This is a genomic window from Thiothrix sp., assembly GCF_028714775.1.
GTDB lineage: Bacteria > Pseudomonadota > Gammaproteobacteria > Thiotrichales > Thiotrichaceae > Thiothrix.
The window spans coordinates 68,484-86,275 of the sequence record NZ_JAQTLS010000001.1 but is presented as its reverse complement, the minus strand read 5'-3'; the positions used below and the strand labels follow the sequence as shown (position 1 = coordinate 86,275).

At 52.7% G+C, this 17,792-nt stretch carries 22 protein-coding genes; 15 read left to right on the top strand and 7 right to left on the bottom strand.

The window, feature by feature from the left end; genetic code table 11:
- Positions 1-10 precede the first annotated feature (10 nt).
- On the top strand, positions 11-736 hold the full coding sequence (locus PHE17_RS00465; protein WP_301013813.1) for a site-2 protease family protein: 726 nt from the start codon (positions 11-13) through the stop codon (positions 734-736).
- 87 nt (positions 737-823) lie between these two features.
- Here the strand turns inward: PHE17_RS00465 and PHE17_RS00460 are convergent, their stop codons facing one another.
- Complete coding sequence (locus PHE17_RS00460; RefSeq protein WP_301013812.1) at positions 824-1,330, bottom strand: hypothetical protein; 507 nt, start codon at positions 1,328-1,330, stop codon at positions 824-826.
- 173 nt (positions 1,331-1,503) lie between these two features.
- Here PHE17_RS00460 and PHE17_RS00455 point away from each other — a divergent pair, with 173 nt between their 5' ends.
- From PHE17_RS00455 to PHE17_RS00420, 8 genes are all read left to right on the top strand, one after another.
- On the top strand, positions 1,504-2,115 hold the full coding sequence (locus tag PHE17_RS00455; RefSeq protein WP_301013811.1) for a methylthioribulose 1-phosphate dehydratase: 612 nt from the start codon (positions 1,504-1,506) through the stop codon (positions 2,113-2,115).
- A gap of 5 nt (positions 2,116-2,120) precedes the next feature.
- On the top strand, positions 2,121-2,663 hold the full coding sequence (locus tag PHE17_RS00450) for a cupin (RefSeq protein ID WP_301013810.1): 543 nt from the start codon (positions 2,121-2,123) through the stop codon (positions 2,661-2,663).
- Positions 2,663-3,352: an acireductone synthase gene (mtnC, locus tag PHE17_RS00445; protein ID WP_301013809.1), complete on the top strand. Its 690-nt coding sequence runs from the start codon at positions 2,663-2,665 to the stop codon at positions 3,350-3,352. Before PHE17_RS00450 ends, mtnC begins: the two co-directional genes overlap by 1 nt.
- Positions 3,353-3,376: 24 nt before the next feature.
- Positions 3,377-4,744: a bifunctional UDP-N-acetylglucosamine diphosphorylase/glucosamine-1-phosphate N-acetyltransferase GlmU gene (gene glmU / locus PHE17_RS00440; RefSeq protein ID WP_301013808.1), complete on the top strand. Its 1,368-nt coding sequence runs from the start codon at positions 3,377-3,379 to the stop codon at positions 4,742-4,744.
- Entirely contained in the window at positions 4,744-6,582 is a 1,839-nt protein-coding gene (gene glmS, locus PHE17_RS00435; RefSeq protein WP_301013807.1) for a glutamine--fructose-6-phosphate transaminase (isomerizing), read from the top strand. The genes glmU and glmS overlap by 1 nt, the downstream gene beginning before the upstream one ends.
- Before the next feature lie 163 nt (positions 6,583-6,745).
- Positions 6,746-8,509, top strand: a complete 1,764-nt coding sequence (locus tag PHE17_RS00430; RefSeq protein ID WP_301013806.1) for a SulP family inorganic anion transporter — start codon at positions 6,746-6,748, stop codon at positions 8,507-8,509.
- 76 nt (positions 8,510-8,585) lie between these two features.
- Entirely contained in the window at positions 8,586-8,819 is a 234-nt protein-coding gene (locus PHE17_RS00425; protein WP_301013805.1) for a MoaD/ThiS family protein, read from the top strand.
- Between the two features lies 1 nt (position 8,820).
- Complete coding sequence (locus PHE17_RS00420; protein ID WP_301013804.1) at positions 8,821-9,282, top strand: molybdenum cofactor biosynthesis protein MoaE; 462 nt, start codon at positions 8,821-8,823, stop codon at positions 9,280-9,282.
- On the opposite strand, the gene PHE17_RS00415 is transcribed toward PHE17_RS00420, so the two are convergent.
- From PHE17_RS00415 to PHE17_RS00395, 5 genes are all read right to left on the bottom strand, one after another.
- Positions 9,267-9,620, bottom strand: coding sequence for a hypothetical protein (locus tag PHE17_RS00415; protein WP_301013803.1), 354 nt, complete (start codon positions 9,618-9,620; stop codon positions 9,267-9,269). The two genes, PHE17_RS00420 and PHE17_RS00415, sit on opposite strands and share 16 nt — an antisense overlap.
- 142 nt (positions 9,621-9,762) lie before the next feature.
- Positions 9,763-10,239: a cyclic pyranopterin monophosphate synthase MoaC gene (gene moaC / locus PHE17_RS00410; protein WP_301013802.1), complete on the bottom strand. Its 477-nt coding sequence runs from the start codon at positions 10,237-10,239 to the stop codon at positions 9,763-9,765.
- A complete protein-coding gene (locus PHE17_RS00405; RefSeq protein WP_301013801.1) occupies positions 10,236-10,787 on the bottom strand; it encodes a DJ-1 family glyoxalase III in 552 nt (183 codons plus the stop codon). Before PHE17_RS00405 ends, moaC begins: the two co-directional genes overlap by 4 nt.
- On the bottom strand, positions 10,787-12,238 hold the full coding sequence (locus PHE17_RS00400; protein WP_301013800.1) for a S41 family peptidase: 1,452 nt from the start codon (positions 12,236-12,238) through the stop codon (positions 10,787-10,789). Before PHE17_RS00400 ends, PHE17_RS00405 begins: the two co-directional genes overlap by 1 nt.
- A 157-nt stretch (positions 12,239-12,395) precedes the next feature.
- On the bottom strand, positions 12,396-13,610 hold the full coding sequence (locus PHE17_RS00395; protein ID WP_301013799.1) for a peptidoglycan DD-metalloendopeptidase family protein: 1,215 nt from the start codon (positions 13,608-13,610) through the stop codon (positions 12,396-12,398).
- A gap of 252 nt (positions 13,611-13,862) precedes the next feature.
- Between PHE17_RS00395 and PHE17_RS00390 the strand changes: the two genes are divergently transcribed.
- The 6 genes from PHE17_RS00390 to gshB all read left to right on the top strand — a co-directional run bounded on the left by PHE17_RS00390 (position 13,863) and on the right by gshB (position 17,458).
- Positions 13,863-14,207 (top strand): metalloregulator ArsR/SmtB family transcription factor, encoded by a 345-nt coding sequence (locus PHE17_RS00390; RefSeq protein WP_301013798.1) that lies wholly within the window; start codon positions 13,863-13,865, stop codon positions 14,205-14,207.
- Between the two features lie 97 nt (positions 14,208-14,304).
- Entirely contained in the window at positions 14,305-14,730 is a 426-nt protein-coding gene (locus tag PHE17_RS00385) for a rhodanese-like domain-containing protein (protein ID WP_301013797.1), read from the top strand.
- Complete coding sequence (gene grxC / locus PHE17_RS00380; protein WP_301013796.1) at positions 14,694-15,017, top strand: glutaredoxin 3; 324 nt, start codon at positions 14,694-14,696, stop codon at positions 15,015-15,017. The genes PHE17_RS00385 and grxC overlap by 37 nt, the downstream gene beginning before the upstream one ends.
- A complete protein-coding gene (gene secB, locus PHE17_RS00375; protein ID WP_301013795.1) occupies positions 15,008-15,466 on the top strand; it encodes a protein-export chaperone SecB in 459 nt (152 codons plus the stop codon). The genes grxC and secB overlap by 10 nt, the downstream gene beginning before the upstream one ends.
- Positions 15,463-16,473 carry an NAD(P)H-dependent glycerol-3-phosphate dehydrogenase gene (locus PHE17_RS00370; RefSeq protein ID WP_301013794.1) on the top strand — a complete coding sequence of 337 codons (1,011 nt, stop codon included), beginning with the start codon at positions 15,463-15,465 and terminating at the stop codon, positions 16,471-16,473. Before secB ends, PHE17_RS00370 begins: the two co-directional genes overlap by 4 nt.
- Positions 16,474-16,492: 19 nt before the next feature.
- Positions 16,493-17,458 (top strand): glutathione synthase, encoded by a 966-nt coding sequence (gene gshB, locus PHE17_RS00365; protein ID WP_301013793.1) that lies wholly within the window; start codon positions 16,493-16,495, stop codon positions 17,456-17,458.
- A 6-nt stretch (positions 17,459-17,464) separates the two neighbouring features.
- On the opposite strand, the gene PHE17_RS00360 is transcribed toward gshB, so the two are convergent.
- Positions 17,465-17,707 carry a YdcH family protein gene (locus tag PHE17_RS00360; RefSeq protein WP_301013792.1) on the bottom strand — a complete coding sequence of 81 codons (243 nt, stop codon included), beginning with the start codon at positions 17,705-17,707 and terminating at the stop codon, positions 17,465-17,467.
- Between the last annotated feature and the right edge of the window lie 85 nt (positions 17,708-17,792).

Genomic DNA, 17,792 nt, shown 5'->3' with positions numbered 1-17,792 from the left:
CCTTTCGGGTATGGCAAAGTTACTCTTTCTGCTGTTCTCGGCAGGCAAACTTGGCAAGCTGTTAACGACAGGGGGGACAATGATCCTCTCCGTGTTTGCCTATGCCTTGTTCTTTGGCTGGCCTTACGCAGTTGGTTTTGTGGGTTTGATTTTGGTACATGAAATGGGGCATTACATCGCCGCCCGTCAACGCGGGTTGGATGTGGGAGCGCCAACTTTCATCCCGTTCGTGGGGGCATGGATTGAGTTGAAAGAGTTGCCCCATGATGCCGAAACCGAAGCCTACATTGGGTTTGCGGGGCCGTTGGCAGGCTCGGTCGCGGCGCTAGGGTGTTATTTTGCCGCCCGTCATTGGGATAGCCAATTATTGCTAGCCTTGTCTTATGCTGGTTTCTTTCTCAATCTCTTCAACCTGATTCCGCTGTCGCCTTTTGATGGTGGGCGTATCACGGCTGTCCTCAGTCCACGCTTGTGGTTGGTAGGTGTTCCCATTCTGGTTGCTTTGTTTTTTTATCGTCCTAGCCCGATGCTGATCCTCATGGCGGTGTTAGCTGCCCCGCAGGTGATGAAAGCATGGCGGTTTGATCCCAATGCGCCGGAAAATCAGGCGTATTACAGTGTTAAGCCTGAACAACGAGTGACGTATGGTTTTTATTACATTGGGCTGGCAGCATTTCTAGCGATCATGAGCCATGACGTGCATGAAATGTTGGGGGCTGTTGCGACAGGGATATGAATGCCCGAGCTTTGAGCGCACAAAAAACAAGAGCGACACCCCGAAAGATGCCGCCCTCGCTAGGAAGCGTGTTGCCTACCTTGGAAATTACTTCGCAGTAGCGGCTGGAGCAGTTACTGTTGCTGTTGCAGCAGTAGGAGCTACTACTGGAGCAGCAGGTGCTGCTTGCTGTGGTGCTGCTGGCGTCATCATTGGCATTAAGTAGCCGCCGTTGTTGCCTTCTTGTGCAGATTGGCCATTGCCATAAACGTTGCTGTTGCCATTGCCGTAGCCTTGACCGTTGCCAGCACCGTACCAGTCGCCATTGCCTTTGCCGTTAGCAGCCATGTCGCTAGCCATATCAGTTTTGCCTTTGCCTTTGAAGTTGATGCTGAATTCAACTTCGCCGTCAGCGTTGCCCTTACCAGAGCCGAAGCCGTTAGCGGCTGTGTCGCCAGTGCCGTAGCCATTGCCGTTAGCAGCAGCATTGCCAGCACCGTTGCTTGCGCCATTACCAACAGCAGAACCGTTGTCCATGCTGGGGAAGAAGTCACTTGCAGAAGCAGCAGAAGCGAAAGCGACCAGAGCAGCGAAAGCGATAGTTTGCAGTTTCATAATATATGTTTCCTAGCGGATAAAGTTTGTGTGCGTTTCAATATGAGAAGATTCTAATATTAGAATTCTCTAATGTAAAGTCTTTTTTACAAGATTTTTGCAGTTTCGCAAACCATCTGACAAACGGGCGGAATATTGCGAAAATGCTATGCTTTGAACCATGAAGTGATGCCATGCCTGATTTGTTACCCTACCTGCGTGCGGATTTGATCGCTGCGGGGCAATTTTTCCACCATCGAGGGTGGGTTCCCGCCACCAGCAGCAACTTTTCGGCACGTTTGGGGGCGCAAGAAATTCTTGTAACCCGTTCCGGGCAGCACAAGGGCAGGTTGGATGAAAACGGTTTCCTGCGGGCTGATTTGCAGGGGATGTCGCTGGAAGAAGGTAAGCGCCCGTCGGCGGAAACGGGCTTGCACGCTTTGATGTACCAGCGTGATGCGGAAATCGGGTGTGTGCTGCACACCCATTCGGTCAATGCCACGGTGCTGTCGATGCGGCTGGATGCGGTGACGCTGGAAGGCTATGAATTGCAGAAAGCCTTTCCGGGCATACAGACCCACGAAGGGCAGGTGGTGGTTCCGGTATTTGCCAATAGCCAAGACATTCCGGCATTGGCGGCGGAAGTGGCGGCGTATTTGGATATGCACCCTGAAACTGTGGCGTATTTGATCCGGGGGCATGGTGTATATACGTGGGGGGCGACGGTGGCGGATACCCTTCGCCATATCGAAGCGCTAGAATTCCTGTTTGAATGTGTTTACCGGCAATTATTGCTGGATAGGTAATAGCAATGAGTGAATTGAAGATTTACGCGGATAACAACCCGCAAGTGCTGGAAGCGCACAGCGATTACGCCACCATCAGCGGCTTGCTGCAAGCGTTTGGTATCCGTTTCGAGCGTTGGCAGGCGAATGCACCGCTGGCGGAAGATGCGGGGCAGGATGCGGTGATTGCTGCATACCGCGCTGATATTGAGCGGTTGATGGCGGAAAACGGTTTCCAAAGCGTGGATGTGATCAGCTTGAACCCTGATCACCCGGACAAGACGGCATTGCGCCAGAAATTCCTCAATGAGCATACCCATGCGGAATTCGAGGTGCGCTTTTTTGTCGATGGGCAAGGCTTGTTCTACCTGCATTTGGGCGACAAAGTGTATACCGTGCTGTGCGAAAAAGGCGACCTGATCAGCGTTCCAGCGGGAGCAAGCCACTGGTTCGACATGGGGGCGAATCCGCGCTTCAAGTGCATCCGCCTGTTCACCAACCCGGATGGCTGGGTGGGGAACTTGACCGGCAGCGATATTTCTACCCGTTTCCCCTTATTGGAAAACTGATGGCTATCCAAGCGATATTGACCGACATCGAAGGCACAACCACCAGCTTGTCGTTCGTTAAGGATGTGTTGTTCCCGTATGCGGATCAGCACATGCAGGATTTTGTGGTGGCGCACCGTACTGACCCGGCGGTCGCCAAGCTGATCGACGATGTGCGGTTTGAAGTGGGCAATCCGGTACTTTCCTTGAATGACAGCATTGCGCAACTGCGCCAGTGGATTGCCGAGGATAAAAAAGTTACCCCGCTCAAGGCTATCCAAGGGCTGATGTGGGAAGAGGGCTACCGCAAGGGTGATTTCACCGGGCATGTATACGACGATGCGGTGCGTAACTTGCGCCATTGGCACGATGTGGGTTTAAAGCTGTATGTGTACTCGTCTGGGTCTACCCATGCGCAGAAATTGCTATTCGGCTATTCCGACGCGGGCGATTTGATGCCCTTGTTCAGTGGTTATTTTGATACCCAAATCGGGCATAAGCGTGAGGCAGGGGCGTATCAGCGCATTGTCGTGGCAATCGGTTTGCCTGCGGCAGACATCTTGTTCCTGTCTGACATCCGCGAAGAGTTGGATGCGGCGCAACAAGCAGGCTTAAAAACCTATTGCCTCGTGCGTGAAAACCAATCAACCGACGGGCTGCTACATCCTTGGGTCACGGATTTTGACAAAATAGCCCTAGACGGCCTGTAAAACTTAAGTGGTAAAACAATCTGTATGAATATCTTCCCCATCATTTTGGCGGCGGGTCAAGGAACCCGGATGCGTTCCGCCCTGCCGAAAGTGTTGCACCCGATTGCGGGCAAACCGATGTTGCAGCACGTGGTTGATGCTTGCGCCCGTTTGGATGCCAGCCACATGGCAGTGGTGTACGGGCACGGCGGCGAAACCGTGCGCGAACGGATTTCCGGCGAAAACCTGCATTGGGCGCTGCAAGCTGAGCAAAAAGGTACGGGTCATGCGGTTGCCCAAGCGATCCATTTGGTGGCGGCGGATGATGTGGTGTTGGTGGCTTACGGTGATGTACCGCTGATCCGTAGCGAAACTTTGCAGGCGTTGGCTTCGGGTTTGCAAGATGCGGCTTTGTGCATCCTGACCACCACGCTGGCAGTGCCAAAAGGTTACGGGCGCATCGTGCGTAATACGGAAGGGCATGTGCAAGCGATTGTGGAAGAAAAAGATGCCAGTGACGCGCAACGCCTGATTACTGAAGTTAATACAGGTTTCATCGCTGCCCGTGGCGCAGATTTGCAGCGCTGGTTGCAGCAACTGACCCCGCAGAATGCGCAGGGCGAATATTACCTGACCGATTGCGTCAGCTTGGCGGTCACGGAAGGTGGCAAGGTCAACACCGTGTTGTGCACCGATCCGCTGGAAGTGGAAGGTGCGAATAACCGTGTGCAGCTTGCCCGTTTGGAACGTGCTTGCCAGTTACGCCAAGTCGAGGAACTGATGCTCGCGGGTGTTACTGTGGCTGACCCGGCACGCTTGGATATTCGCGGTACGGTTGAGGCGGGGCAAGATTCCTTCATCGACATTAATGTGCTGCTGCTGGGCAAAGTAAAAATCGGTAACAACGTGGTGATCGAAGCCAACTGCGTGATCGAAAATGCCGACATCGGCGACAATACCCACATCAAAGCCAACTGCGTGATCGAAAATGCAGTGATTGCTGCCAACTGCGACATCGGCCCCTTCGCCCGTTTGCGCCCTGGTACGGTGTTGGAAGAAAAAGCCAAGATCGGCAATTTCGTCGAAACCAAAAAAGCCCACATCGGCAAAGGCAGCAAGGTCAACCACCTCAGCTACATTGGCGACACCGAAATGGGCGCTGATGTAAACATCGGTGCGGGAACCATTACCTGCAATTACGATGGTGCGAACAAACACAAAACCGTGATTGGTGATAAGGTGTTCGTCGGTTCTTGTACCCAATTGGTTGCCCCGGTGGAAGTGGGGGACGGTGCTACCATTGGAGCGGGTTCAACCATCACCAAATCTGCGCCTGCCGGGGAGTTAACCTTGTCCCGCGCTAAACAAATGACCTTGAAAGGCTGGCAGCGTCCAGTTAAGGAGAAAAAATAATGTGCGGTATCGTTGGAGCCATTGCGCAACGCCCGGTGGTCGAAATCCTGTTGGAAGGTTTACGCCGTTTGGAATACCGGGGTTATGACTCCGCTGGGGTCGCGGTTGTGCGTGATACGGGCGATCTGGTGCGCAGCCGTGCATTAGGCAAAGTCATTGAACTCACCAATAAACTGGCAGAGGAACCGATTGACGGTAAGTTAGGCATTGCCCACACCCGTTGGGCAACCCACGGTGTGCCTGCCGAGCGCAATGCCCATCCGCATTTCAGTGGTGAATGGGTTGGTCTTGTCCACAACGGCATCATTGAAAACCACGCGGAACTGCGCAAACGTTTGCAGGACGATGGCTACAGCTTTACTTCCGACACCGACACCGAAGTGGTCGCGCACCTGATCGAAGTGTTCCGTCGTCAAGGCATCAGCATGTTGGATGCAGTGATGGCAGCGCGTTGTGAATTGCAGGGCGCGTATGCACTGGCAGTGATTTCCCCCAACGAACCCGACACCTTGATCGTGGCGCGGCAAGGTAGCCCGCTGGTAATTGGGTTGGGTATCGGGGAAAATTTCATCGGTTCCGACATTCAAGCGCTGTTGCCTGTGACCAGCCGTTTCATCTATCTGGAAAACGGCGATGTGGCGAAAATTACCCGCCACAAGATCGACATTTACGACAGCACCGGCGAGCGCGTTACCCGTCCGATGAAAGAATCGAGTGCGGCAATGTGTTCTGCCGAATTGGGTGGCTACCGCCATTTCATGCTCAAGGAAATTTTCGAGCAGCCGCAATCGGTTGCAGCCACGCTGGAAGGGCGCTTGGCGGCTGACCACGTATTGCCTTGCCTGCACGGTATCCCTGATGCGATGGAGCGTTTGGCAAAGGTGGAAGAAATCCAGATCATTGCCTGCGGAACCAGTTACCACGCGGGGATGGTGGGGCGTTATTGGATTGAGGCGAACACCGACATCCCTTGCCATGTGGAAGTCGCCAGCGAATACCGCTACCGCCGTCAGCCGCCACGTAAAAACATGCTGTTGGTGACGATTTCCCAGTCCGGCGAAACCGCTGACACCTTGGCGGCGCTGGAAAAGCTCAAAGCCAGCAATGCTTGCCTAGCTACGTTGACCATTTGCAATGTGGCGGAAAGCTCGCTGACCCGCGAATCCGATATGTCATTGATGACTTTGGCGGGGCCGGAAATTGGTGTGGCTTCCACCAAAGCCTTTACCACCCAGTTAGTGGCCTTGCAGTTGCTGATGGTGTTGCTGATGCAAGCCAAAGGTGCGGATCAGGCCAAAGTTACGCAAATTGTCGAAGACCTACGCAAACTGCCTGCCTTGGTTGAACAGGCGTTGGAGATAGACCCGCAAATCGAAGTGTTGGCGGAACATTTCATCGAGAAACACCATGCGCTATTCCTTGGGCGCGGCGAGTTGTATCCGATTGCGATGGAAGGGGCGCTCAAGCTCAAGGAAATTTCCTACATCCACGCCGAAGCTTACCCGGCGGGTGAACTCAAGCATGGCCCCTTGGCATTGGTTGACAGCGAAATGCCGATTGTTACGGTTGCCCCCAATACCGCCTTGCTGGAGAAGCTGAAATCCAATTTGGAAGAAGTGCGTTCCCGTGGTGGCGTGTTGTATGTGTTTGCGGATAAGGATGCGCACATCCAATCTGCGGATAATTTACACGTATTGGAAATGCCGCATGTGCCTGAATTGCTTGCGCCTATTGTTTATACAGTCCCTTTGCAATTGTTGTCCTATCATGTAGCTGTACAAAAAGGGACTGATGTGGATAAGCCACGTAATTTGGCGAAGTCTGTGACCGTCGAATAGTATTGAAGAATCCTATGGTGGGTGCGCTTTAGCATTGAATCCCTTCGCTGTCACTCTGATAGCAATTTTAGTACAATCTTATATTCTAATGAACCAGCGGCACGCCGCTGGTTTCTTTTTAGGGTATGACATACTAAATCTAAGTTAAGAGGTAAGCACCGCAATGGGTAGCTGGCTAGCGTCGCTGTTGGGCGACTGGAAAGACCGTTTCACACCGTACATGGAGTGGGTCGGCGAGTTGAAGAATCCTGAGGTATTAAAAGCAGACGCGATGGCCGGTTTAACCGTGGCGCTGGTTTTGATCCCTCAGTCGATGGCATACGCACAATTGGCGGGTTTGCCTGCTTACATCGGCTTGTATGCATCCTTTCTGCCAGTCATGGTGGCAGCACTTTTTGGTTCCTCCCGTCAATTGGGTACAGGGCCGGTGGCGGTGGTCTCCCTGATGTCAGCAGCGGCAATGCAGCCGTATGCAGCACTGGGGCCAGATACCGTGATTGCCTATTCCGCAATGTTGGCGTTGATGATTGGGGTGTTCCAATTGTCGTTGGGCTTGTTCCGCTTGGGTATCTTGGTCGACTTCCTGTCGCATCCGGTTGTATTGGGCTTCACCAACGCGGGCGCATTGATTATTGGTACGTCCCAGTTGCCCAAAATTTTTGGGTTAGGCATCAAGGCTGACCAGTTTGATCACCATTATGAGTTTTTGTGGGCAACCTTGACCGCCTTACCTGATACTAAAATGTTGACCTTGATTATTGGTGTGTTTGCCTTGGCAACCTTGATGGTGTTGAAAAAGTATGCTCCGCGCTTGCCGGGCGTGTTGATTACGGTGGTGATTACGACTCTGATTTCTTGGGTGATTGATTTCAAAGGTTTGGGTGGTAGCGTGATTGGTACGATTCCAGAAGGATTGCCGTCATTTTCGATCCCGCTGGTTAGCCTAGATTTCCAGACCTTGAGTTCACTGGCGATGACCGCTGCGGTGATTGGTTTGATCGGGTTCGTGGAAGCCATTTCCATTGCGAAAGCGATGGCCTCCCAAACACGCCAACGCTTGTCCGCTAACCAAGAATTGGTGGGGCAGGGTTTGGCGAACATCACTTCTGGGGTGTTCAGTGGTTACGCGGTATCCGGTTCCTTCTCACGCTCGGCGGTAAACTTCTCCGCTGGTGCGATGACGGGGTTCTCTTCGGTAGTTACTGGTTTGCTGGTGGCGTTGACCTTGTTGTTCTTGACTCCGTTACTGTACCACTTGCCGCAAGCAACCTTGGCTGCGGTCATCATCATGGCGGTCGTGAACCTGATTAAGATTGCACCAATCAAGCACGCTTGGAAAGTGGAACCGCACGATGGTGTGGTGGCAGTGGTAACATTCTTTGCCACCATGATCTTTGCGCCGCATTTGGATAAAGGTATCCTGTTGGGTGTTGTGTTGTCCTTGGGCTTGTTCCTGTATCGCACCATGAGCCCCAATTTGGTCGAGGTCGCACGCGGTGATGATGGAACCATGCGCGATGCAGATGCCCATCACCTGAAAACCAGTGATACCATTTCCGTGTACCGTTTTGACGGGGACTTGTATTTCGCTAATACTGGCTATCTGGAAGGCAAGCTGCTGAACAATGTAGCGAAAAAGCCAAGCCTGAAAGTGTTGGTGCTGGATATGGAATCCATTGACCAAGTAGATTCTACCGGGGAAGAAATGTTGGAAAAACTGGCTGACCGTCTCAGGGCGGCAGGTATTGAGTTTTACATTGCCCGTGCGAAACTGCGTGTGTATGAAGCGTTCCAACGTTCCGGGCTGGCTAAGCATATCGGTGAAGAGCGTTTCTTCCGCGAGCGTAAAGATGCCATCCGCTATGCCAAAGCGCAGTTGGGTGATGCCATTGATATAACGCCATTGCAGCAATACATTCCTGTTTAAGTCAGGTAGCGTATTTCTGGGAAGGCCGCGTTTGCGGCCTTCTTTTTATCTGCCCGTTTGTGTAAGAGGGAATTGTATGTCAGTTAAGGTATTGTTCTTCGCCAGCCTGCGCGAGCGTTTGGGGCATGGGCAAGTCACGCTGGATATTGCTGAACCCTTGAGCGTGCAGGAAGTCTGGCAGCGCAGCAGCGGTGAGGAAACCTTGCCCGCCAACGTGTTGGTATCAGTCAATCAAGACTATGCCGATGCCGCAACGCTGGTGCAACTAGACGATGAAGTGGCTTTCTTTCCACCAGTGACCGGGGGGTAAAATGATACAGATTGAATTACGCGCAACGCCTTTCGATCCGTGGCAGTACCTTGCCGACTGGCAAGCGCAGCAGCACCAAGGCAACACCCATTCCGGCGCGGCTGCGGTGTTTGTTGGCACGATGCGTGATTTCAATGAAGGCGACGATGTTACTCGCATGTATCTGGAGCATTACCCCGGCATGACTGAGCGCCAATTGGATAAAATTGTGGCTGATGCGGTGCGGACATGGAAATTGGATGATGCGTTGGTGGTGCATCGGGTGGGGGAAATAGAACCTGCCCAACCGATTGTGTTGGTTGCTGTATGGTCAGCGCACCGGGGAGAAGCGTTTGATGCTTGCCGCCATATCATGGAAGTCCTTAAACACACCGCCCCTTTTTGGAAAAAAGAAACCCTCCCCGACGGTTCCGTGCGTTGGGTTGACGGGAATACGCCCCTCCAGCGTCAGCCGTTGGCGTGATCCATTGCCACTTTGACAATGTTTTCTGTTTCGCTTTCAACGCGGAAACTTGTTTGCTTGATGATACCATCTAGCCTAACGATTGCGCGGTATTGGCCTGCGCTGAGGAAGACAGTGCCACTGTGACGTGGCAAGGTCGCCGCAGGATGGCGCTGGTCATTTACGCTAAAAATAGTCCAGTTTGCTTCTTGCAGTGCGGGTTGTCCGTTTAGCGTGGCAACCAGTCTGACCCGGTTGAATGCATTGGTATTGGTTGCAGCACTGGCGTTAGCAGCACCCACGGCACACAGAAAAGCCAGCCCTGAAGACACGAGAATACGGGAATAACGCAGTCGCATGTTTTCCCTCCTTACACTTGGTTGTTGCTCTGTAATTTCTAGTCGCCCCATGAAACATAAAAAACACCGCTAAACAACATCGGGCTGACATCTTTTATGTCTAAAAGTTAATCATGTTTCTCAAGGAAAGTACAGCAGGAAATTACGTATGATTCCACTCGCCCGATTTACCACCTGACTTATGCAGCAGATGGATGTTTTCCATGATCATACCTTTGTCGACAGCTTTGCACATGTCATAAATGGTTAGCAAGGTAATTTGTACAGCAGTCAGGGCTTCCATTTCCACCCCCGTTTGACCGCGTGTTTCAACCGTGACTTGGCAGTAAACGCTAGGTGGTTCGGTTTGCGGGGTCAGTTCCACATCAACGCGGGTGAGGGCTAACGGGTGGCACAGAGGGATTAGGTCGGCAGTTTTCTTTGCTGCCATGATGCCCGCAATCCGTGCGATGCCGAGCACATCGCCTTTTTTATGGTTGCCTTGGCAGATTTTTTCCAGCGTGGCGGGGAGCATCTGGATGGTTCCGGCAGCAATGGCAACCCGGTGGGTGGCTTGCTTGTCGCCAACGTCTACCATGTGAGCTTGCCCAGCCTCATTGAAATGCGTCAGCCCGTTCATGGGCGTTGCAGGGCGGCTTCCACTTGTGTGCGTACCGCTTTGCCTTGCAGGGTTTCGACCAATTGCAGGGCAAAATCCATTGCCGTGCCGGGGCCGCGTGAGGTAATGATTTTGCCGTCTACCTCCAGCGGATTGTTTGTCAGGGTAACAGCGCTGGTATCCATGCTGCCCAGTGAACCGGGGTAAGCCGTCAGCGTGCGTCCGCCCATGAGGCCGTTGGTTAGCAATACTTTGGGTGCAGCGCAAATAGCAGCAACATACTTACCTGCGGCTGCGGTTTGACGGATAAGCTGGTGGATGCGCGGGTCGGCATTCAAGTGATCAGCGCCCGGTAAGCCGCCGGGAAGCACGATCAGGTCGAAATCTTCCTGCATGACTTCATCCAGTCGTTTATCCGCCAGCAACACCGTACCGCGTGAGCAACGCACGGGTGCGTCCCGTAAGCTGGCAGTGATAACGTCGATATTTGCCCGCCGCAACAGGTCAATGACCGTTACGGCTTCCAACTCTTCGCAACCGTCTGCCAGTGGTACAAGGACTTTAGGCATCACATTGCCTTTTCAGCAGTAGGGTCTTTGGGCGCAGATGCAGGAGCCGCACGGTTTTGTACCAAGTCCATGCCTTTGAGGATGTTCAGGGCTTCAAACAGTTGGTAATCCTCTTCCGCTAATCCTGCTTTCTTATCTGTTGCTTTGCCTTTGGCGTCCTTATCCTTGCTTTCTGGCTTGTCAGCTTCTGGTGTTGCTGGTGCAGGGGCAGGTTCAGCTTGTTCGGCAGGTTTGGCTGCCTCTTCTGCGGCTTTGCCGTTAGGGTTTGCCAGATGCTTGGTCAAGTTAGCTTCGGATAGGGGATCAAAGTCGTCCGCCGCATCGTTTTCTGCGTCCTTAACTTTTAAAGGCTTAAGCTCAATGTCTGGCACGATCCCTTCTGCTTGGATAGAGCGTCCAGAAGGGGTGAAATAACGGGCAGTGGTCAGTTTGACCGCCGTCTTTTCATCCAATGGCAGGACGGTTTGCACCGAGCCTTTGCCGAAGGTTTTTTGCCCGACAATCAGGGCGCGTTTGTGGTCTTGCAGTGCGCCAGCCACAATTTCGGAAGCAGAAGCGGAACCCCGGTTGACTAGCACCACCATCGGTGCAGAGCCTAAGGAGTCGCCTTTGTTGGCGGTGTATTCCATTTTGGCATCGGCGACGCGGCCTTCGGTGTAGACGATCTTGCCTGATTCAAGGAAAGCATCCGATACGCCGACAGCGGCATTTAATACACCGCCCGGATTGTTGCGCAAGTCGAGGACAATGCCGCGCAAGTTGCCTTTGTTATCCTTTTTCAGGGTATCCAGTGTTTCCAGCAGGGCTTCTGTTGTTTTTGCTTGGAAACTGGTGATGCGCACGTAGCCATAGCCCGATTCGAGTATCCGGCTTTTTACGCTCTTGACTTGGATGATGTCGCGTTTGATGCTGACTTTGAAAGGCTTGTCCTTGCCTTCGCGCACCACCATCAGATTGATGCTAGTGCCGGGTTTGCCGCGCATGAGCTTGACTGCATCATTCAGGGTCATGCCTTTGACGGGGGTCTCATCCAAGCGGATGATTAGGTCGCCAGCTTGTAAGCCTGCTTTTTGTGCTGGCGTGTCATCAATTGGGGAAATGACTTTAACGAAACCGTCTTCCATGCCGACTTCAATACCCAGCCCACCAAACTCGCCGCTAGTGCCGACTTGCAGTTCCTTAAACTCTTCTTCATCCAAGTAGGAGGAATGCGGGTCAAGGCCATTGAGCATTCCCCGGATAGCATTGGTCATCAAGTCCTTGTCTTTGACTTCCTCAACATAATTGTCTTTGATGCGGGAATAGACCTCGGAAAACTGTTGCAACTCATCCAGCGGTGGCGCGGCTTCAACGTTTTGTCTGAAAGCGAAAACATTCAGGCTGATGCTGGTAGTGACACCGATCAGCACGCCAGCCATAGTGCCAGCCAGAATGCGGTAACGTGTATGCATAAATGTCGTTCTCCGGTATTAGTCTGCCTACATCCGTATAGTCAGGTATGTACTTGTCGCGGCGGTGCGCCTGCGTGTTGGCGCAAGTGTACCATCCTGTAGCGGAAATGCACTTTAGTTGTTGTAAAAAGGGCGCAGTTCGGTGGCATTTCCTATATTAACGGCACCAACGGGCAGGGTTTTGCGGGCTTGTGCCTTGGCGGATTGCAAAGTACAGCGAATCTTGGTTTTGCCCGCCGGAATTCCCTACTGTGGCAATGGTTTCGTTGGCATTGACCACCGCCCCTTCTTTCTTGTAAACGGCGCGGTTGTAGCCGTAGAGGCTCATGTATTTATTATCATGGTCAATGATGATCAAGTGTCCGTAGCCATTCATCCAACCCGCAAACGAAACCCGCCCTTTGGCGACGGCCTTGACTTTGGTTCCGCCAGCAGCAGCAATGACCACCCCATCCCAGCGCTGTTTTTCATTGCGGGGGGAGCCGTAACCGTGGATGACCTTGCCTTGGGTGGGCCAAGACAATGCCCCTTTCAGCGAAGAAAACGGTTTGTTGGGGGTGAGGCTGGTGTTGACCGCAATGCCTTGCGGTTCGCTCTTGTTGGGGGCTTTAGTGGTTGGGCGGGGATCGGGTTGGCGGCGCGGGGGGCTGGCCTCGTCCTCAGGTGCTTTTTCCGGTTGCTGGTTAAGTTGCTCAATAATTTGTTGCAGGCTAGCGTCCGCAGCGTGCAGTTTATCCAGTCGTTTTTGCTTGGAGCGCATGTCACTGTTGAGCTTGTTCAAGCTGCTTGAGCGGGCGCTCAATGTCGTTTCAATCTCAGCTTGTTGCTGCTTTTGTTGTTTGTTCAACACCTGAAACTCGGCGTAATCTTTGTCGATGGCGGCGCGGGTAACGTTGAGTTCATTCAGGGTTTTTTGGATGGACTGGATGCGTGTTATCCGGCTTTTGTTCATGTACTCAAAGTAACGGATATTGCGGCTGATTTCGGAGGGTTCATCCTGCCGCAACAAGAGGCGCAGGTGGGACTGCTCCCCGGCGGCGTAAAGCGCCTGAAGCTGCTGGGCTAAGCCTGCTTTTTGCGAATCAAGGTCAGCCTCGTATTTGAGCTTTTTTTGGCTATTTTCCTGAAGCCTTCTGCGGGTCGCGTCGATCTTTTCTTCTGTGCGGTAAAGCTGTTGCGCCACATCGCTCAGTTTTTTTTCTAACTGGGTTACTTCTGCCTGCCAGCTATCTGACACATCTTTTTGTGAGTCAAGATTGACCGACAGTTGGCGAATTTCGCTCTGTAATTGTGCCTGCTTCTGGGGATTGGCGGCATTTGCGGCTGCCCAAGGAAGCAATAGCAGTAGGAGTAAATAGAAGTAACGTTTCACCGCGATTCGGCATTCCGGGTAGTTATACTGAGGTGGAGTCTACCATAAGATACGGTAGGTGTTGAAATGGTTCCCTGCAAACGCAACTGGGCAAAACGTTTGTCGGATAGTGTGCAAAAAACTTGTAAATACCCCCGGTAGGGGTGACACTGCGTTTATCAAAGTATATTATTCTATTTGTCTATACTAATATACCTGTGTTGCCCTAGCCGGGGCATGTTTCAGAATGTCGTTATGCTGGATGAGGAAACTATGGGAACCATAGCTATGGGTAGCACCTGTGATTTTACGATTGATGATATGTTGGTCAAGGAAGAAGACATCGACCGTGCTTCCCGTTCCCTGAAAGCCATTTCTCATCCGTTACGCCTGAAAATTCTTTGTGTGCTGGGCGATAAGGAAGTCAGCGTGCAGGACATCGTGGACAATGTGGGCACATCCCAAAGCAACATCTCCCAGCATCTCGCCATCTTGCGCGACAAGGGTATTCTTGCCTCACGCAAGGATGCTAACCGCGTCTATTACCGTGTGGGCGACTACCGCACGCTGCGCCTGATCAGCATGATGCAGGAAGTGTTTTGCTCGGTTCCGCATTAAGTATCCATTATTAGATTGTAAAATTCTTAAAGCAGGGGTTTACGCCATTCTTCGGGGTGTATATCTTTAGCTCCTGTTTTTAGCTAAAGGGCTTAGTGTGGAAGAGTATCTCGTTTTTGCCCGTAGCCACTCCATGCTAGTGATGGGGTTGGTTGCCATTGTGGGCTTGATCATCTGGACAGAGTTCAGCCGTCTTACCCGTAAGTACAAGCAGATTAGCCCTACGCAGGCGGTATTGGTGTTGAATCGTGATGATTCGGCAGTGCTGGACGTGCGTGAAGAGGCGGAAGTCCGTGCCGGTAAAATCAAAGGCGCACGCCATATTCCGTTGGCGCAGTTAAAATCCCGCATGGCGGAGTTGGATGCGTTCAAGGACAAGCCCGTGCTGGTCTATTGCCGCAGCGGGAACCGTTCTGCCCATGCCTGTAGCTTGATGACCAAGGTAGGTTTTCAGGATGTCAGTAATCTGGCCGGAGGTATTGTGGCATGGGAATCAGCCAGCCTACCAATCAGCAAACGCTGAACAAACCGCCTCATATCAAGATGTACTCCACCCGCTTTTGCCCTTATTGCACGAGGGCGCGGGCATTGTTCAAGAAAAAAGGCGTGGCTTACGAAGACATTGACGTTGGTTCTACCCCCAAACTTTGGCGGGCAATGGAAGCCGTGAGCGGTCGCACTACGGTTCCCCAAATATTTATTGGTAGTTTGCATGTGGGTGGCTATGATGACATGGCGGCACTGGAGCGTGCAGGCAAACTGGATGCCTTACTTTTTAATCAAAATTTATCCCAAGGGGTATGCTCATGAGTACAGAACAACAAGAACAGCAATTCATCATCCAGCGTATCTACGTCAAGGATGTTTCCTTTGAAGCACCGAATTCCCCTTCCATGTTCACCCAAGAGTGGAACCCAGATACTAACCTTGACTTGAATACTGTGGTCAACCCTTTGCCGAATGACAACTATGAAGTTGAATTGGCGATCACCATTGTGGTGAAAAGTGCCGACAAGACGGCGTTTTTGGTGGAAGTGAAACAGGCCGGGGTATTCTTCATCACGGGTTACTCTCAAGAGCAAATTAACCACCTGTTGGCGGCTTACTGCCCGAACATCCTGTTCCCGTATGCGCGTGAAGTGATTGCGAGCCTCGTGTCTAAGGGTAGCTTCCCTGAGTTGCATCTGTCGCCGATCAATTTTGATGCGCTGTATGCTCGCCGTTTGCAGGAAGAGCAAGCTAACGGGGCTGCTGCGTGATAGCGGGGCAAATCCAATCCATTGCGGTTTACGGGGCCGGGTCGTGGGGAACTGCGCTGGCCTTGCAATTGGCGCGTAATGGGTTGGATGTGCTGTTATGGGACATCAGTTCCGAACATATTGCGACGATTAGCCAGCAGCGTTGCAATGCGCATTACCTGCCGGGCATCCCCTTTCCCGATAACTTGAACTGCTCCAGTGACTTGGCGGTGGTGGCGGGCTTTTCCGATTACCACTTGCTGGTTGTGCCTAGCCACGGTTTCCGTAGCCTGCTGCAAAAGATTTCCCCGTTACTGACGCAAGACGATGCGGTTTTGTGGGCAACCAAAGGCTTGGAACTAGATTCTGGCAAGCTATTGCATGAAGTGCTGGAGGAAGAAGTGCCGCAGTGCCGCGCTTACGGTGTGGTTTCTGGCCCGACCTTCGCAGCGGAAGTGGCGCGGGGTTTGCCGACGGCCATGACCGTGGCGGCAACCTCAACAGCATTGGCGCAAGCGGTGGCGACGGCATTCAGTGCTGCCAATTACCGCGCTTACCTCAGTAATGACATTATCGGTGTCGAGTTGGGTGGGGCAATCAAAAACGTGCTGGCGATTGCGGCGGGCATTTCCGACGGCTTAGGGTTCGGCGCGAATGCACGGGTGGCTATCGTTACCCGTGGCTTGGCGGAAATCATGCGGCTGGGGGCAAAACTCGGTGCGCAACCGGAAACGCTGATGGGCTTGGCGGGCGTGGGTGATTTGGTGCTGACTTGTACCGATAACCAATCACGTAACCGCCGTTTGGGCTTGGCATTGGGGCAGGGTAAAGATAAAGATGCCGCCATTGCCGAAATCGGTCAAGCGGTGGAAGGTGCGAAATCTGCCCGTTCCATTGGCAAGCTGGCGGATTTGGCGGGTGTGGAAATGCCGATCTGCCAACAAGTTTACCGCATCCTTTACGAGCAGCTTTCTCCCCGCGATGCGGTGCAGGAATTGCTCGCCCGCGACATCAAAGCAGAATTCTAACGCAGCAGGGCTTGTTCCCATGACTACAGCGCAACACTACGCTATCGGCGTCATTATGGATCCGATCAGCAGCATCAATACCAAAAAAGACAGTACCTTCGCGATGATGCTGGAGGCTCAGCGGCGTGGTTGCCCGCTTTTCCATATCCTGCAAGGCGACTTGTTTGCCGACGATGGGGTGGTCTATGCCAAGATGAACCCTGTTACGGTTAAGGATGATCCAGCGGCTTGGTTTGAATTCGGTGAAGCGGTGATCCGCCCCTTGCACGAATTGCCGGTGGTGTTGATGCGCAAAGACCCGCCGTTCGACATGGAATACATTTACAGCACTTACTTGCTGGAGCTGGTGCAACGGCGCGGTACATTGGTCATCAATCGCCCGGAAAGTGTGCGCGGCGCAAACGAAAAGCTGTTTACTGCGTGGTTCCCGCAATTCTGCCCGCCTACCCGCGTGACCCGTGATATGGGGTGCATCCGTGAATTCCTTGCCGAGCAGCAACATATTGTGGTCAAACCCTTGGATGGCATGGGTGGCTCAATGATTTTCCAAGTGCGGCAAGATGAGCCCAACCGCAATGTCATCCTCGAAACCATTACTGCACACGGCACGCGCACGGTGATGGCGCAACGCTTCCTGCCGGAATACAAGCAAGGCGACAAACGTATCCTATTGATAGATGGTGAGCCATTCCCTCATGCGCTGGCACGGATTCCCGCTGAAGGTGAGGGCCGGGCAAACCTTGCGGCAGGTGGGACAGGCGTCGGCGTTGATTTGACTGCGCGTGAGTTTGAAATCTGCGCAGGCATTGCGCCAGTGTTGCGTGAAATGGGCTTGGTGTTTGTGGGCTTGGATGTGATTGGTGATTACGTCACGGAGATTAACGTTACTAGCCCGACCTGCATCCGCGAGTTGGATAAAATTTATAGTGCTAACATCGCCAGCCTGCTGTTCGATGCGGTTGAGCGCAGGCTGGCGGTGGGTTAATACAGCTTATGCAGCCTGTCTGAGTATGTCATACAGCTCATCTTTCAGGTGCAGGCGTTGCAGTTTCAAGCCCTCAACGAAATCGTCGGCGTGGGCTTCGATTCCCTGTTCAATGCGGTGTAACTGCGCGTCTACTTGATGGTAGTCGTCGAACAGGCGAGCAAAGTGGCGATCCTCCATCTTCAGGGCATGGATACGCTCTTTGTACTCTGGAAATTCGGTTGCAAGATCGTGTGACTCTCCAAACATTTTCTATCTCCTTGTTTAAACTTCGTCTCAGGTTAACAGAGTGTATTTTACACGTTGTGAGAAAAGTCAAACAGCTATCTGTTAG